The organism is Vibrio sp. Y176 (assembly GCF_033438945.1).
On record NZ_JAWOQS010000008.1, the window covers coordinates 61,332 to 76,213 of the forward strand.

General features: G+C 45.8%; 17 protein-coding genes. 5 read left to right on the plus strand and 12 right to left on the minus strand.

Features of this window, described 5'->3' with window-relative positions; genetic code table 11:
- Positions 1-413: 413 nt before the first annotated feature.
- From vopD to sctW, 12 genes are read right to left on the minus strand one after another with little or no spacing between them, the layout of a single operon-like run.
- A complete protein-coding gene (gene vopD, locus R7O13_RS18545; RefSeq protein WP_130546111.1) occupies positions 414-1,418 on the minus strand; it encodes a type III secretion system translocon subunit VopD in 1,005 nt (334 codons plus the stop codon).
- Between the two features lie 10 nt (positions 1,419-1,428).
- Entirely contained in the window at positions 1,429-2,628 is a 1,200-nt protein-coding gene (gene vopB / locus R7O13_RS18550; RefSeq protein ID WP_318304427.1) for a type III secretion system translocon subunit VopB, read from the minus strand.
- Positions 2,629-2,635: 7 nt separating this feature from the next.
- Entirely contained in the window at positions 2,636-3,121 is a 486-nt protein-coding gene (gene vcrH / locus R7O13_RS18555; RefSeq protein ID WP_005377258.1) for a SycD/LcrH family type III secretion system chaperone VcrH, read from the minus strand.
- Positions 3,122-3,133: 12 nt separating this feature from the next.
- Positions 3,134-4,957, minus strand: coding sequence for a virulence-associated V antigen (locus R7O13_RS18560; protein WP_318304429.1), 1,824 nt, complete (start codon positions 4,955-4,957; stop codon positions 3,134-3,136).
- 10 nt (positions 4,958-4,967) lie between these two features.
- Positions 4,968-5,252 carry an LcrG family type III secretion system chaperone gene (locus R7O13_RS18565; RefSeq protein ID WP_005377254.1) on the minus strand — a complete coding sequence of 95 codons (285 nt, stop codon included), beginning with the start codon at positions 5,250-5,252 and terminating at the stop codon, positions 4,968-4,970.
- 60 nt (positions 5,253-5,312) lie between these two features.
- Entirely contained in the window at positions 5,313-5,726 is a 414-nt protein-coding gene (locus R7O13_RS18570; protein ID WP_005377252.1) for an LcrR family type III secretion system chaperone, read from the minus strand.
- Complete coding sequence (vcrD, locus tag R7O13_RS18575; protein ID WP_086013006.1) at positions 5,726-7,852, minus strand: SctV family type III secretion system export apparatus subunit VcrD; 2,127 nt, start codon at positions 7,850-7,852, stop codon at positions 5,726-5,728. Before vcrD ends, R7O13_RS18570 begins: the two co-directional genes overlap by 1 nt.
- The gene (vscY, locus tag R7O13_RS18580) at positions 7,836-8,177 is read right to left on the minus strand and encodes a type III secretion system chaperone VscY (protein WP_005377248.1); all 342 of its coding nucleotides are present in this window, start codon (positions 8,175-8,177) and stop codon (positions 7,836-7,838) included. Before vscY ends, vcrD begins: the two co-directional genes overlap by 17 nt.
- Before the next feature lie 5 nt (positions 8,178-8,182).
- Positions 8,183-8,560 (minus strand): type III secretion system protein VscX, encoded by a 378-nt coding sequence (gene vscX / locus R7O13_RS18585; protein ID WP_318304431.1) that lies wholly within the window; start codon positions 8,558-8,560, stop codon positions 8,183-8,185.
- Positions 8,557-8,931, minus strand: a complete 375-nt coding sequence (gene sycN, locus R7O13_RS18590; RefSeq protein ID WP_005388159.1) for a type III secretion chaperone SycN — start codon at positions 8,929-8,931, stop codon at positions 8,557-8,559. Before sycN ends, vscX begins: the two co-directional genes overlap by 4 nt.
- Positions 8,918-9,202, minus strand: a complete 285-nt coding sequence (locus R7O13_RS18595; protein ID WP_005377239.1) for a TyeA family type III secretion system gatekeeper subunit — start codon at positions 9,200-9,202, stop codon at positions 8,918-8,920. Before R7O13_RS18595 ends, sycN begins: the two co-directional genes overlap by 14 nt.
- Positions 9,183-10,076, minus strand: a complete 894-nt coding sequence (gene sctW / locus R7O13_RS18600) for a type III secretion system gatekeeper subunit SctW (RefSeq protein WP_017821331.1) — start codon at positions 10,074-10,076, stop codon at positions 9,183-9,185. Before sctW ends, R7O13_RS18595 begins: the two co-directional genes overlap by 20 nt.
- A 185-nt stretch (positions 10,077-10,261) precedes the next feature.
- On the opposite strand from sctW, the gene vscN reads away from it, so the two are divergent.
- Genes vscN through vscR form a run of 5 tightly spaced genes read left to right on the plus strand, consistent with a single transcriptional unit; the run spans position 10,262 to position 14,875 of the window.
- Positions 10,262-11,584 (plus strand): SctN family type III secretion system ATPase VscN, encoded by a 1,323-nt coding sequence (gene vscN / locus R7O13_RS18605; protein ID WP_054575030.1) that lies wholly within the window; start codon positions 10,262-10,264, stop codon positions 11,582-11,584.
- Positions 11,581-12,042, plus strand: a complete 462-nt coding sequence (locus R7O13_RS18610; RefSeq protein ID WP_042523778.1) for a type III secretion protein — start codon at positions 11,581-11,583, stop codon at positions 12,040-12,042. Before vscN ends, R7O13_RS18610 begins: the two co-directional genes overlap by 4 nt.
- Before the next feature lie 9 nt (positions 12,043-12,051).
- The gene (locus R7O13_RS18615) at positions 12,052-13,263 is read left to right on the plus strand and encodes a type III secretion system needle length determinant (RefSeq protein ID WP_239945630.1); all 1,212 of its coding nucleotides are present in this window, start codon (positions 12,052-12,054) and stop codon (positions 13,261-13,263) included.
- Positions 13,260-14,228: a SctQ family type III secretion system cytoplasmic ring protein VscQ gene (gene vscQ / locus R7O13_RS18620; protein ID WP_025768125.1), complete on the plus strand. Its 969-nt coding sequence runs from the start codon at positions 13,260-13,262 to the stop codon at positions 14,226-14,228. Before R7O13_RS18615 ends, vscQ begins: the two co-directional genes overlap by 4 nt.
- Positions 14,225-14,875 (plus strand): SctR family type III secretion system export apparatus subunit VscR, encoded by a 651-nt coding sequence (gene vscR / locus R7O13_RS18625; RefSeq protein WP_005377232.1) that lies wholly within the window; start codon positions 14,225-14,227, stop codon positions 14,873-14,875. The genes vscQ and vscR overlap by 4 nt, the downstream gene beginning before the upstream one ends.
- Positions 14,876-14,882 lie beyond the last annotated feature (7 nt).

The window sequence follows — 14,882 nt, forward strand, 5'->3', positions numbered from 1 at the left end:
TAAAATTCCAACCGTAGTCAGATAAATCACTAAATCTGATGCTAAACTGATATCTTCCATCTTCGACTACTTATTAAGTTGAGTTTTATATAATTCTGTTCCCAAATACTCACCAATCGAACTACCATATTTTGTTATTGAGTATCTAATTACACCCTTCACTACAAAAAATTCTTAAACACACTTTTTGTGAATAATAATGGCACTTTAACTTAATTTTACGCAACAAGGCTACTATGAAGTTGTTAGCTTTGAGCTGAGTTCAACAAAAACAGTAACTTTTATGCAATGTAACTCACTACGTTATATTGCTTTACAAACAAATCACCCAGTAAATATCCGTATCTAGTTTAGATAGCTGAAATAAAAAAAGCGTTGTATAAACAACGCTTTGTAGTTAGTGAAACGGATGGTTACACCGTTGGGACTGACGCTCGCCACGCTTGGTTCTGGCTATCTGAGATAGATCGGAACAAGTCACGTAGCTCTTTCAATAAACCTTCTTGGAAACCAATGTTTTCATCGGCTTTCTGTTTGGCTGCTTGTGCGCGAGTCGCTTGTACTTCATCATCTTTGCTGCGCGCTTGCGCTTTGGTTTGCTCTACATTCGATGCTGAGTTTGCCATCTGGCCCAAAGCTTGAAGAATCGCGTTCTTCGCTTGGTTTGAGCTCATCAACTTATCGAACTTACGGCCACCACTTGTCAGCTGCGCTGTCGTGTCTGCGATATTGTCTTTCGCTAGTGAGTGCGCACGCTTAACCTGATCTTGCTGCGTTTTAGACAAGCTATTGTTATTTAATAACTCTTCTGCTTGATCGAAGCCAGCTTTTTGCGTTTTCAGTACATTATTGCTCGCCATTTCATTCTTGATTTCTTTCCCTGCTTTGAAAGAACCAAGGGCACCAATAATTGCGGTAGCACCCGCTAGTACACCCGAAACGACTGCCATCGCGATCATCGCGCTTGCCGAGTTGTTTAGTTCTGCCGCTTGGCTTTCTAAACTCGCGACGTTTGCTTCAACAGCAATTTCACGTTGTAGCACTTGCTGCTCACGGCTCAGCTTTGATACTTGATACAACAATGTTAATAGCGTCAACGATTGTGATACCGCATCTGATGGTGACTTGATCACCTCCTCACCGTTAAGCGCTTTCATCGTTGTGCTCATTAATGAGCTCACCGTCGGCGCAAGAGCACTCATTAGGTTTGTAACAACTTGAGCTTGGTTACTCACTGTAGGAGCTTTAGGTGTCTCTAACTGGTAGCGTGCTGCACCAGAAACACCTGACTCACTTTGGCTTTTAACGGCGCCCGCTTCAAGCTTTGTTTCCGGCGCTTTTTCTGCTTTGTTGGTTTTAATGGTGTCGCCTAAACCGTATAGTTCACCACGACCCGTTCCGCCTACTTTATCTAGCATAATAAACTCCTTATACCGTTGCAGGACGGCTTAACACCGTTTGCATAGTTTCACTTTTCGCTTGAATCATTTGCATGATGAGGATCATCAGCTCTTGGAAGTCTTCCATCAACTTACCAATCTCTTCTTTGAGCTTATCAATGACAGCCTGGCTTAACGTCATTTTGGCTCGAAGGTCTGTGATATCAGCCTGAATCTCTGTCACGTGAGCATTGTTAGCAGCGTGAACACTGTCCGTTGCGCCTTTACCCACGTTGACGGCAAGATCGACGGTTTCTGCGCCATAACGAATCGCTTTCGCTGTTGTTGTCGCAGCTTTTGTGCCCATATCCGCCACTTTCGCCATGTTTGCAGCGGCTTTCGTAGCGATTTCCGTGACCTTTTGAGCTACCTTACCAGCACCTTTCGCTGCAAGTTTCGCGATACCGCCAGCTGCTGCACCACCAAACGTCACAACAGCTCCGATAACCGCGACGGCGATTTCTAATGCCATTACGACTTTGTTTAGCACATCGACATTTACGCCCGCTTCTTTTAGCGCATCTTGAACGGCTGGCTCTTGCAACGCCATGCTCACTGCTCCCATAACGCCACCAGCGATCATAAGTGCACCGGCTGCTGCACCAACACCCGTTGCCACCATTACGGCACCAACAACAATAGAAACCACCGCACTGATCCAACCAAAGATCTTCGCTGCTAAGCCTGATTTTTGGGCTTCTTTTGCAGCGGCTTCCGATTCTTTGATTTTGTCTTGGTTTTCCACCATCTCTTTTTCGTGCTTAGCTTTTGCGACCTTCACTTCCTGAATTTTCAGCTCGTTTTGAGCACTTTTCAGTTTATCCGTGATAGCAGCAAGCTCTACTTCAAAATCATCAGCAGATCCTGCGATGATTTTGACGGCAATCGAACCTGTTTGGTCTGCAACTGCATGGAGAGATTTTGCAATGGTATCGACGATCTTTTGCAGCTGTGCCATGGCTTTTAGCGTCAAATCATTCACTTTGTCACTAACAGCTGCGTTAGGTGCATCTAACTGAACTTTTACTTTTCCGGTGTTCAGTACATCTGCATCTTTACTCTTCACGTTTTCTACCGTCACAGAAGGCGTCGCTGTAGACGCCGTTTTCTGCACGTTATCTAACGTGGCTTGGCCAGATTCAGGGCTATAAACCTGTGTCTGGATGCGGTCAAGTGCAATAGAACTCATAGTCTAATTACTCCTTTTTATTTCTCACCGCTTCTAACATGATGCCTGCACGCTCATGCAAATCTGCATATTGTGATTTTCCGGCAGACATCTCCTTCGCGCTGTAAAACCCACTCTCTGCTTCTGTCAGTTGTTCCAGTTTCAGGTGACATTCAGCAGAGTGAAAAGGTGGGCGTGGATCATTTACGTCCACTAGCGCTGCGTAGCTGTAGGCGTCTATTGCCTGCAGATACTCACCCAACTCCTGACGAGCCGCGCCAAGGCCAATGAAAAATCGCGCCTGATAATGATCAAGCATGCTGAGTAATTGAAATACTTTCGCTGCTTGCTCAATCTTTCCCGATTGGAAAAAGTTGTAACCTACGGCATAAATATGTTCGATGGTGTCCTGAGACACATCGTGCAACATTTTTAGCGTGCCTCCCTCTTCCAAAAAAGACAGCAGTTCTTCTGCTTGCATTTGAGATGGATCGGTCGCGTTTGTTTTAGTCATGGTTGGTTATCCTTAAATGGCTCGTAGGATTTCTTGTAAAATACTGTGGTACTTCTGAACAAACTTGTTCATCGCTTCAACGGTCGAGTTGTATTGAGAACTGGTGTCGTTCAGCTCAGTGGTTTTGATTTGCACTTCATCGTTAAGCAACTTGGATTTAGCACTGACAGAACTAGAAAAATTAGACAGTTTTTTCGACTTCTCTTCGTCTTGGTACGACGCACCATCACCGATAGTAATACCTTGTGTTTGAAGGAAGTCTCGATGGTTTGTTATCTTATTATCCGTCAAATACTTGTACTCAGGTGAAGCTTCAAAATCCGTTTGATTGCTGTAGTTAAAGTCACTAGCTTTGAAGTTACTTTCTGGATATCCCGGTTTATAAACCCCATCAACACTTTGCGTAGAGTGAATTTTTGATTGCACAACACCAAAAACTTTAAGCTGTATTGTGAGATCCTCTAATGCCTCTTTCTGGTCATTACGTTTCTCTAAACGGTTAACACGACGCTCATTTAGTGCAAGCAGCACTTGCTCATCAAAACGGTCTCCAATGCTGGACTCAACAACGGCCAACAAATCACGAGCCGTTAGAGAGTGCTCTGCTCTCACCTCGCGATCCGCTTTCTCTTTATCGGTGATATTGAGTAGACGCTCTTTCAATGCCCCTAAGTTCTTGCGCAATGCCTCGTATCGCTCAGTAAATGAAGCCCCGGTAGATTCACCTTTTACTATTTTTTCAAACTGTAATCGGATATCTCGTTCGGTGTTTTCTTTGATCAAATTAACTTGAGCTGCCGTTATTTGTGTCTTTTGGACATCGGCTATCGCGCTGTCCTGGTAAAAGTCGTCGATTTCTATATTTGTTAAACTCACCGCGAAGTTGGCGAACAGACTAGAAAGGGTCAAAGGCTCAGTTCCACCAATGACAGTATTAAGTGCTGCTTTTAGATTGTTCGTTCCACTCGCCTCACCATAAGCTGCGCTATATTGGCCTTTCACTTGAGCGGCCATTTCATCTAACGCTTCTTTAAGCTGCTGTTTAGAAATACCAGGAGTCCAGGTAATTCTGCTAGCTAGCGCACTTGCGTCATCGGTGCTTAAAGTAATACCGATGCCTTGAAAACTACTTTTTAATTGAGCTGAGACTTGAAGGGCGAAACTCTCTTTAGTCAACAGAAAATCCGAGCTCTTCAGTTGCGCGAGATTAACGGAACCTAAGCTACTAAAGGCATTGCGAAGAAAAGAAATAGAAGCATCTCTCACTTCACGGGAGCCCATTTGATTAGCAAGCTCTGCAACAAAAAGAGAAATTTCTTTGGTGGCATTAGCCAGACCTGTCTCGGAGAGGTTGGCGATCTGCTCCGCTTGGTTACTCTGAGTGCCCAGATTAAATTGACTAACAAACTCAGTAGACAACGAGCTATCTACGTTTTCCGTCAGTAACTTACTAAACCAAGCCTGAAACTGATTTGATAGCGTTTGGTTTGTTTGAGCATTAAACTCGGCTGCGGTTAATTCGCCATCTGAGTTAGAACTTTGTAGCGACTTTATCCAGACAGATGCGGTGTCGGTCAATGATATACCAGCAAACGCGTTATTTTTCGCTTTTAGGCTTTCAAGTGTATCAACATAAAGCGCGATGCTTTGTGATTCCGTTTGTCCCGAGATAGTTGGCAATGAAGAGATTAGAGAGGCAAGTTGCTGAGTCTCTGCTTCACCCAGTACAGGGGTAAATGCCTCTATCAAGTTTTGTTGGAAAGTGGGTAATGGTGCACTACTCGCAGCTGTGTCTGTTGCTCCTGTCGTAGAGCCAGTCGTTTTCATATTCGTCATTTCCAAACCTCTAAATCATCATGCCGCGCATCACTGTGGGACGCTTTCTGCGTTTACCTGACGTACCTTGTAGCTGAGTTTGTTGTTGCCGGCGGCGCTGGACTTCGTCTATTAGCTCTTGCTCTGCACGTTTCATGGTATCTACTGGCGCTTTTATGCCGCCAAGTAATACATCCCCCGCAACAGGACCAACACCTAAGCCTTCCAATAGCTCATTAAAAATATCGGTTCTGTCTTCAGCTTTTCTAATGGCAAGCTCAGCGTTCTCAATCGCATCGGTAAACGGTTGCTTCATCTTGATTCCTATCTTAAAGCGGGTCATCTCATCGGTGCTGTCAGTAACAGTCGTGAGTTTTTACTTTTTCAACTTTTTCAAAGGTCTATAATCTGCTAGGCGTAAACAGTACCAGTCTTCTAGCTCATCATGGCTTGCACCGCATGCTTTTAGATAGAACTGTGCCAATCGCTGGCTGCTCATGTTGCTACCACGTAACACATCGACGTTGCCGCGAATGACCCAATCGGAGGGATAAAGTTGAATGGCATGTTCAGCCAAGAGAAATAAGCCGGCAAAGGGGTTACTCAACCCCAATTTTGGACGAACGCGTTTCAGAAGAACGATGATGATTTCACCGTCCTCCACCCGAAAAACGAGCTCTAAGCCTTCAACTTCAATTCGATAACCAAGTTGAATTTCACTTTGTTGCCAAAAGTATGGCGTCACTTCGATCCCCGCTTGCGCCAGCGAGAGTATTAGTTTTGTTTTCATTACATCCCCACCCTTCCAAGTGGCTGAATATTGATTTGCTGGGTTAGTTCTTGAAATGACAAAACGGGCAGATCGTAGTATTCCGATTCAATAAGCTTTCGCACATATCGGCGTACATCCATAGACACAACTAGCACAGGTTTATTCGGCATGCGGCTTAAGTCACCAATGGTCTGTTTCACATCACTGACAAATTGTTGCGTTACTGACGGATCTAACGCCAAGTAACTCCCTGCTGAGGTTTGACGAATACCGCTGCGTATTGTGTCTTCGAGATTTTGATCCAATAAGTAAGCGGGCAACATGTTTTGTCCGCTTGCGTATTTGTAGCAAATGTAACGTTTTAAGCTGGAACGAATGTACTCCGTCAGCTGTACAACATCTTTCTCTTTTTGGCCCCACTCAACCATCGCTTCCAAGATCACGCGAAGGTTTCGGATAGAAATGTCTTCAGAAACCAAGCGTTGCAAGATTTCCGTCATTTTTTGCAACGGAACAATACGCTGGGCCTCTTTGACTAGCTCCGAATAACTGCCTTCCATCTGCTCCAACAGATAACGCGTCTCCTGAATACCAATAAAGTCTTGTGCGTACTCCTTGAGAACATGAGACAAGTGGTACGTTAAAATCCTGTCGGGTGTGAGAAAACCGACATGACTGGCTACGAGTTTTTGCTCATAACTCTGTGCCACCCAAATGCTAGAAATACCGGGTAGAAAATCTTCATCTTGCTCATAAGGCACGCCTAATAAATCGATCTGCTCATTCCCTTCTGTCACCAAGAGTTGGTCTTTTACAATTCGTCCTCGTGCAACCGGAACTTCTTGTAACTGAATTAAATATTCGCCATTTTGCATCCCCTCGTTAAAACGCAGGTGGATACCCGGGAAAGGCACGCCGAGGTCGAGATATAGTGCGCGCCTCACCCTTGCTAGCTCTTCATTTAATGCGACTGCTTCCAAGCTTTCCTGAAGGCTCGCGTCAAGATCAATCAACAGCGGGACCGTCATGGCGAACTCTTCTTGCTCACCTAACTTACCTTTACTGTTTCTAGAAGGCGTAGGTTTGCTTGGCTTCGCTGCTGGCGAACCGGCCCCTTGCGAAACAAAGCTTGATAAGTCGGTGCTATCTGATTCAGCTTGTTTTTTCTGTTGATAGAAAAGGAAGAAACCACCACCACCAACCACGGCGGCCAAGACCAGAAAAGTGATTTTTGGAAACCCAGGGATGAGTGCGAACAGCACCAAAAGCACACCACCAATAAGAAGTGCTCGTGGCTGAGCAATGACCTGCCCACCAATATCCGATCCAAGATCAGAAGAGTCTTCATGGGAAACACGCGTCACGATAATACCGGCGGTAATCGCGATAAAGAGTGCCGGGATCTGCGATACCAAACCATCGCCAACGGTCAAAATCGCAAACAATTCAAGTGCTTCAGAAGCACTCATGCCTTTTTGCGTTACCCCGATCGTGACGCCACCTAAGATGTTGACCACAATGATGACCAGACCCGCAATGGAGTCGCCTTTAACGAACTTCATCGCGCCATCCATCGAGCCATACATTTGGCTTTCTTTTTCAATCAGTGATCGTCGGTGCCTAGCTTCGTGTACGTCAATTACTCCGGCACGCATGTCACCGTCAATACTCATCTGCTTACCAGGCATCGCATCGAGTGAGAAGCGCGCACTAACTTCTGCTACCCTTTCTGAGCCTTTGGTGATCACCATAAACTGAACAATGGTAATGATCAGGAACACAACGATACCGACCACTAAGTTACCGCCCACAACGAAGTTACCGAATGTATAAACGATTTGACCAGCATCGCCTTGTAGCAAGATCAAGCGGGTTGTCGTGATAGATAAAGACAGACGAAACAATGTCGTGATCAATAGCACCGCAGGAAATGCAGAGAACTCAAGTGGCGTGGTGATGTAAATCGCTAACATAAGCAGCACCACCGCAATGCTCATGTTGGTGCCAATCAGCACATCCACCAGTGCGGTAGGAAGTGGCAATATCATCATAAAGACGATCGCGAGTAACATCACCGCAAGCATGATGTCTTTGCGTTGCCCTACTTTGTTTAGAATATCGATCAACTTATTCATGTGATTCACTATTTAAAGATTGCAGATAGCGTCGGTGCGCTTGGCGTGCCCCATCGACGTCATTTTGTTTCCAACGCGCTTGGCTTAAACAAAACCAGAGTCCTGCCGAGTCAGGATGAAGGTCAGATTTTAATAAGTGCTCACACACCTCAATCGCCCGGGTATATCGACCACTTTGTAAACACGCCACAGCAAGTGTTTGCATCGCCTCTTTGTGCTGCGGTTCTATTTCTAGAACCGCATCGAGAATAGAAATGGCATGCTCCGGCTTTTGGTATTGAACTTGTAGCGCAGCGTGAACAAGTAAGAGTTCAATGTCTTTGGATCTCAACATGTTGGTTAGACCTGAATAAGGAGATTGAGCGCCATAGTGAGGTAACGCTGATCTAGTTGCGTACTTTGTAGCGTTTCAGATGCTTTGATAAAAGAAGCGGAGCCTGAATCCTGTGCATGAACTTGCAGCTGAGCTAACGTTTCATCAAATTGTTGACGGTATTTTTCTGGACGCAACAACTCTGAGTGCAGCAGCTTGGGCTTAGTTAACGCGATGAGATATTGGTCTGAAGGCCTGAGATCATAGAGCTTCTCTAAATGTGTAGCGACCGCCTGACCATCAGGAAGCAATTGAAATCGCTCTGGGAAATCGGCCTTAACTTCACTATGAGTAACATGCGTAAAGGCTTCGATGCCTACGTTTAAAGTGCTGACTCGAGTCATGAGCCTGCCACATCGTTATGTAGACGAGCCAAAAGCGTAAACGCTTGCTCTAAGGTCGGAAGTGTTACTTCTTCTCCTTTTAGCCTTGCTGAAAAAACCAGAGTTTGCTCATCTAGCAAGCCGGTTTTAATTTCGAAAGGCCAGCCTTGATCGGCATGACACAAACACAGTGCACTTTGAATCATGTCACTGGTTTGATGCCAAGATAACGCTCGAGACAACATCAAGAATAACTGCTCACCCTGTCGCTCAATATGCAGCGTACCACTTTGCTCAAAATCCAGCTGCACCCGTCCAGCTGATGAGAAATCGACGGCATCGAGCCCCATTCCTCGGCAAAATTCATCGACGGATGCATCAATCCAACTCATCTTCCCACGCTTCCTCTTCTTCTATATCAATGGCTTCGTCTAGCGCCTTTTGTACCGCTTGGATTAAATTCTGTCGTTGTTCTTCATCGGCGAATACGTCAATTGGGATTGCGCGAACTAACTTATGGAACTCTCGAAAAAAATCGATTTTTTGTTCTACCGCCGTCAATTCCATTGCGTTGGCGACTTTCCATATCTCATCACTGCTTACCCATCGCTGCTCTACCAACGCAATCACATCAGCCATCAAATTAGAAACTTGATAAGCCATAATTCGTCCTTTCCGGTTTAAACATTTGGAACAGCTGACTCACACGATCTTGCAACGTATTTAGAGTTTTGAGTTTTTGCATATCGGACATCAACCACTGCAACTTAACCGAATCGATACTGCTACCTTGAACACTAAGATCTGCACTCATGCCTTGCAGCATAAAGTCAACAGCGGTCGATACCTCCTGCTCACCAAAGCGCGCCACCACATCTTGATAAGCAGCGCCGAGCCCTTGATAACTATGAACGGTATCGCGGTAGAAGCCGCGCAGCTGATGCAAAGAGCTAAACTCTTGCTCTTGGCTATATTCATCAGCAAAATTTGAGACACGGATTTCCGTATCAATTTGAGACCATGTATCTGGGTTTTGCTCGATTCTTAGAAGTGCTTGGTCAATCAGCGCTAGTAGGTGTTTACTTTCTGGACTCGCACTCAAAAACTTTTTAACGGCTTTTAGCGCGAGGTATTGATGGCTTTTCTCCTCGGAAAACCCATTCAAGTAGGCTTGTAATTGCGCGATGGTCGAGATATTTCCTCCCGCCATTTTTGTAGCCAAATCTTTGATCTTTTGATTCTTTTCAAGATCAGGGACTTTTCTTAAATAGTCCGAAACGAGTTCATGTGCTTCATTAACTCGAACACCACTGTCTTTCACTTTGCGCTTAGTCAGATCTTTCTCTGCTTTTTCGGAACCGAGTGAAGTGAGTTCTTCCATCGCATCAAAAAGTGATTGTGTAGCATTGTGAACACGGACGGTTTCACCGCGATAATTGCCTTTTTGTGAAACGTCGGGGCGAGACGATTCCAACCCGTTTTGGATAGACGCATCAAACTTTGGATTTGTTGCGATATGATTGTTGATAATACTCATTCACTTGCACTCCTTCCGCACAATACAGGCGAATTATAGAAAGTGCGCTTTGTTGAAGCTGTCAAAATCAGACGTGTTTTTTTAGTGCGCTTTCAGTTTTCTAAAAACTCCCGACTGATATTCACTATAAATTGATTCTTATACTTTCTATCCTCTCAGCATCAATCATTGCGCATATTTTTACCTTGAACGATTTCTCATACATCACTGATATCCAACAATCTGCGATTAAACACACGCGTTTGATCCAAATTCGCGGGCGCGTTACACAAGTCACCGGCACCATTATCAAAGCTGTCGTCCCTGGCGTTCGTGTAGGTGAACTGTGTGAGTTGCGCAATCCCGATCAAACTCTGTCTTTGTTAGCGGAAGTGGTTGGCTTCCAGCAGCATCACGCTTTGCTCACCCCGTTAGGAAATATGTTTGGGATTTCCTCAAATACAGAAGTAAGCCCAATGGGCAAAATGCACGAAGTGGGTGTTGGCGACCACCTGTTAGGTACAACGCTTGACGGGCTTGGACGTCCTTTCGATGGTACGCAGAGTCAGGAACCAAGTGCTTGGTATCCTGTTTATCGCGATGCGCCACCACCAATGCAACGTAAACTGATTGAAAAGCCAATCTCTCTTGGCGTTCGATCCATTGATGGGCTACTGACCTGTGGTGAAGGTCAGCGCATGGGTATTTTTGCAGCGGCTGGCGGGGGTAAAAGTACCCTACTGGCAAAACTGATTCGCTCCGCAGAAGTTGACGTGACCGTTCTCGCCTTAATTGGTGAACGCGGACGCGAAGTGCGCGAGTTTATTGAGCATGACCTAGGCGAAGAAGGAATGGCCAAATCGGTTTTAGTGGTCGCTACCTCTGATCGCCCAGCAATGGAGCGCGCCAAAGCCGCTTTTGTTGCCACTTCTATCGCAGAATATTTTCGTGACCAAGGTAAACGCGTGCTACTGCTGATGGATTCTGTAACGCGTTTCGCCCGCGCACAGAGGGAGATTGGACTAGCCGCAGGCGAGCCACCAACACGACGTGGCTATCCGCCTTCCGTTTTTGCCGCTTTGCCAAAGCTGATGGAACGAGCTGGACAATCAGACAAAGGATCAATTACAGCACTGTACACCGTGTTGGTGGAAGGTGACGACATGACAGAGCCTGTCGCGGATGAAACTCGCTCAATTTTAGACGGGCACATTATTCTCTCGCGTAAACTTGCGGCAATGAACCACTACCCTGCGATTGATGTACTTCGGTCAGCAAGCCGAGTGATGAATCAAATCGTTGAATCCGATCATCAGGCGTCTGCTGCTCATATTCGCGAAATGTTAGCTAAGTATGAAGAAGTTGAACTGCTAATCAAAATTGGCGAATACCAACATGGTGCAGATAGCCGAGCGGATATGGCCATAGCACAAAGTGATGATATACGCGCCTTTTTACGCCAAGGCACTCATGAACCAAGCGATCTTGATGGCGCTATCGCTCAACTTAAAGGGATGGCGAAACAATGATAGAACGCCTATTAGAAATCAAAAAAATTCGCGCTGAACGTGCGGATAAAGCCGTCAAGCGTCAAGAATACCGAGTGTCAAACGCCGCAGCACAGGTTCAAAAGGCCGAACGTTCTGTCGCGGACTATCACGTTTGGCGCCAGGAAGAAGAAGAGCGACGTTTTGCTAAAGCAAAACAACAAACACTCGTTCTCAAAGAGCTAGAAACATTAAGACAAGAAATCGCGTTGTTAAGAGAGAGAGAAGCCGAACTTAAACAACGTGTGGCCGAGTCAAAAAAAGCGCTTGAAATCGAACGCTCGGCACTTAAAGAAAAGCAAAAAGAGGCGCGACAAGCCCATAAAACCAAAGAAAAATTCGTTCAGTTGCAGCAACAAGAAGTCGCGGAAAAATCGCGAGAAAGGCAATACCAAGAAGAGCTCGAACAGGAAGAGTTTCGCACTGTCGACATTATCTAAAGGTTCACTATGCGCATTACCCCAACAACTGAAACATCGAATACGCTGCACAAATCAACGCCAGAACAAGCGCCTCTCGAGAAGGAGGCCGAGCTTCAATCACAATTCGAGCATGCAATGACGAAGAAGCCTAGCAAGGGAAAGGAGTCTATCGTTGGGAATCCCCAAAAAAATCATACTGGCGAAGAAGACATACCGCTAAGGCATAAGACATCTCAAGGTCTAGATAAGAAACCTAACCTATCGAACCAAGAAGCCAACGCTGACAAAAACACCTTCACTTTAAACGGTCAAAGTGACGTCGTCACTAAGAGAGATATAGAGAAACCGCAAGACGACGCAGCAAATAGCGAAGAAATAATTAGCGAAAACAATAAATTGCTTAAAAATGATGGAAAAAGCGATGGCGACACAGTTCTAAGCTCCCCTTCTACCGAGCGTGTTGATCCTCACTTTCAAGCTCAAGCTCATTTGAAAGATGATAAACCGACGCCGATGGATAAACATACCTCGCCGGATTGTCTCTCTACGCTTGAATCTGGCTTGCTTCCCCAAAGTGCGACAGAGACAGAGCTCGCTCAAGATGGGATTAACATTGTTGGCTTAACGAAAAGGCAAACTGAAAAAACGCACAATAAGCGTGCAACTCCGCCGCTACAGAATACAGGCAAACGATCAGACCAAACTGGTGGCCTGCCTGAAACCAAGCCTCTTGAAAAAATCGTGACGAAAAGCGCACTAGTCGCCGTTAAAACGGATGAAGAAAAAGTGCCTTCTCAACCCCTTGCAAGTGCGGTAACACAAGGCGATGTCATCCTAAAAAGTGTTGCTTCGCAGGCTCAACCAAGCCCAACGCGAGACGTAAACCAATTACTCCAGCAATTGGTGGATAAAATCTATGTTGCTCTGCCAACCGCATCGGACAACAAAGAGGTTCGGCTGTTTCTAAGTGAAGGACAATTAAAAGGTGGCGAAATCCACATCAAGTTGGACGCTCAAGGGTATAGCGTGACGATTCGACAAGAGCATGCCCTTTCCATTATTAGCCAGCAAGCTAGACAAGATCTTGCTGAACGGCTAAACCGATTCGGTGGTGAGCAGCCACTTCGCTTAGCGATCAGCGAACAAACTCAACAGCTCGATCAACAACAACATGAACAACAACACTCACGCCAACAACGCAGCGTGTATGAAGAATGGCAAGCGGAGAATGACCTATGACACCGTTAATAATACCCAAAGTGGATGCAGAAAGTATCGCGCTCAGCAATCAACTTTGTGCAAAACAGTGCCACTTCCAAGGGACTGATGGTCAGAGCGTATCGATTACTGTTGCTCAAATCCCTTCATTTGAAGGGTTCCGTTTAACCACGTTGATTGGAGGGCAAACCCTACAAGTAGACTTTTCTCGTGCGCAGCTCCAACATTGGCTGAAATCGACCTTAAATGCTACTGCGTTTGAGTCCCTGCCTAACTCCCTCCAGTTAGCACTTTTGAGCTCACAGATAGAACCGCATAGTGAGGCAATCAAAGCGCTATTTGGTCAGTTACCCATTCTTAGTCAACTACAGCCGTTAGAGGCGAGCCAGGCCCAAGAGCATACTTTAATGTTAACCCTCAATAAGCCTAACGGCTCTCTTTGTTTGTGGGTTAGCGAAGGATCAGACGTGTTGTTGGATGCGCTACCAAACAGCGCTGCTCTACAAGCTCGACACCTCGCTTTACCTGTGTGGTTAAGTCTTGGAAGGACCCATTTGACGTTAAGCGAATTTAATTCGCTCGAGCTGGGAGATGTCATCTTTTTTGACGATGGTTACATCGCCAAGCAACAAGCCATTTTTCAAGTATCTAACCAGAATCTCTGGCGCTGCCAGCTAGATGACCAAACTCTTCACATTATTGAAAAAGAAACCAATATGAATGACGTAAACACTTCAGAAATGTTAACCGACCACCAGCAACTGCCTGTGGAACTCACGTTTGATATCGGCCATCAAACCATCACGCTAGAGCAGCTTAACCAGCTTCAGCCAGGGTACGTATTCGAGCTAAACCAGCCTGTATCTAAGCCGGTAACATTGCGTGCCAACGGCAAAATCATTGGTGAGTGTGAACTGGTTAATGTTAACGAACATTTAGGTGTGCGCGTACTGGAGCTGTTCGGTGGCACGCAGGAGCCAGCATGATCCAGTTACCCGACGAGCTCAATCTCATTGTCAGCTTAGCACTGCTGGCACTGATCCCATTTATCGCCATGATGGCGACGTCGTTTGTGAAACTCGCCGTTGTATTCTCACTGTTGCGTAACGCTCTCGGTGTACAGCAAATTCCGCCGAATATGGCGCTTTACGGATTGGCTATCATTCTGTCAATTTTCATCATGGCTCCCGTCGGGTTTGAAACCTACGACTACGTAAAGCAGCATGATATCTCCCTTGAAGATTCTGCAAGTGTAGAAGGCCTCATTGAAAGCGGTTTACAGCCTTATCGAGAATTTTTGAAAAAGCATATTCGGGAAACCGAAGCCATATTCTTCACTGATGCTGCACGCACATTGTGGCCACAGAAGTACGTAGACCGTTTAGAGTCGGACAGTTTATTGCTCTTACTGCCCGCATTTACCGTCAGCGAGCTTACTCGCGCTTTTGAAATTGGCTTTCTGTTGTACTTACCGTTCATCGCTATTGACCTAATTGTGTCGAATATCCTACTCGCGATGGGGATGATGATGGTATCGCCAATGACGATTTCCCTCCCCTTCAAATTGTTGCTTTTTGTCTTGCTTGACGGCTGGACAAAGCTCACCCACGGCTTAGTGTTGAGTTACGGTTAATCACGGA

Bases quoted from the DNA above. Each gene is read 5' to 3' on its own strand.
- vopD (WP_130546111.1), bottom strand. From the start codon at position 1,418: ATGCTAGATAAAGTAGGCGGAACGGGTCGTGGTGAACTATACGGTTTA.
- vopB (WP_318304427.1), bottom strand. From the start codon at position 2,628: ATGAGTTCTATTGCACTTGACCGCATCCAGACACAGGTTTATAGCCCT.
- vcrH (WP_005377258.1), bottom strand. From the start codon at position 3,121: ATGACTAAAACAAACGCGACCGATCCATCTCAAATGCAAGCAGAAGAA.
- R7O13_RS18560 (WP_318304429.1), bottom strand. From the start codon at position 4,957: ATGACGAATATGAAAACGACTGGCTCTACGACAGGAGCAACAGACACA.
- R7O13_RS18565 (WP_005377254.1), bottom strand. From the start codon at position 5,252: ATGAAGCAACCGTTTACCGATGCGATTGAGAACGCTGAGCTTGCCATT.
- R7O13_RS18570 (WP_005377252.1), bottom strand. From the start codon at position 5,726: ATGAAAACAAAACTAATACTCTCGCTGGCGCAAGCGGGGATCGAAGTG.
- vscY (WP_005377248.1), bottom strand. From the start codon at position 8,177: ATGTTGAGATCCAAAGACATTGAACTCTTACTTGTTCACGCTGCGCTA.
- vscX (WP_318304431.1), bottom strand. From the start codon at position 8,560: ATGACTCGAGTCAGCACTTTAAACGTAGGCATCGAAGCCTTTACGCAT.
- sycN (WP_005388159.1), bottom strand. From the start codon at position 8,931: ATGAGTTGGATTGATGCATCCGTCGATGAATTTTGCCGAGGAATGGGG.
- R7O13_RS18595 (WP_005377239.1), bottom strand. From the start codon at position 9,202: ATGGCTTATCAAGTTTCTAATTTGATGGCTGATGTGATTGCGTTGGTA.
- sctW (WP_017821331.1), bottom strand. From the start codon at position 10,076: ATGAGTATTATCAACAATCATATCGCAACAAATCCAAAGTTTGATGCG.
- R7O13_RS18610 (WP_042523778.1), top strand. From the start codon at position 11,581: ATGATAGAACGCCTATTAGAAATCAAAAAAATTCGCGCTGAACGTGCG.
- R7O13_RS18615 (WP_239945630.1), top strand. From the start codon at position 12,052: ATGCGCATTACCCCAACAACTGAAACATCGAATACGCTGCACAAATCA.
- vscQ (WP_025768125.1), top strand. From the start codon at position 13,260: ATGACACCGTTAATAATACCCAAAGTGGATGCAGAAAGTATCGCGCTC.
- vscR (WP_005377232.1), top strand. From the start codon at position 14,225: ATGATCCAGTTACCCGACGAGCTCAATCTCATTGTCAGCTTAGCACTG.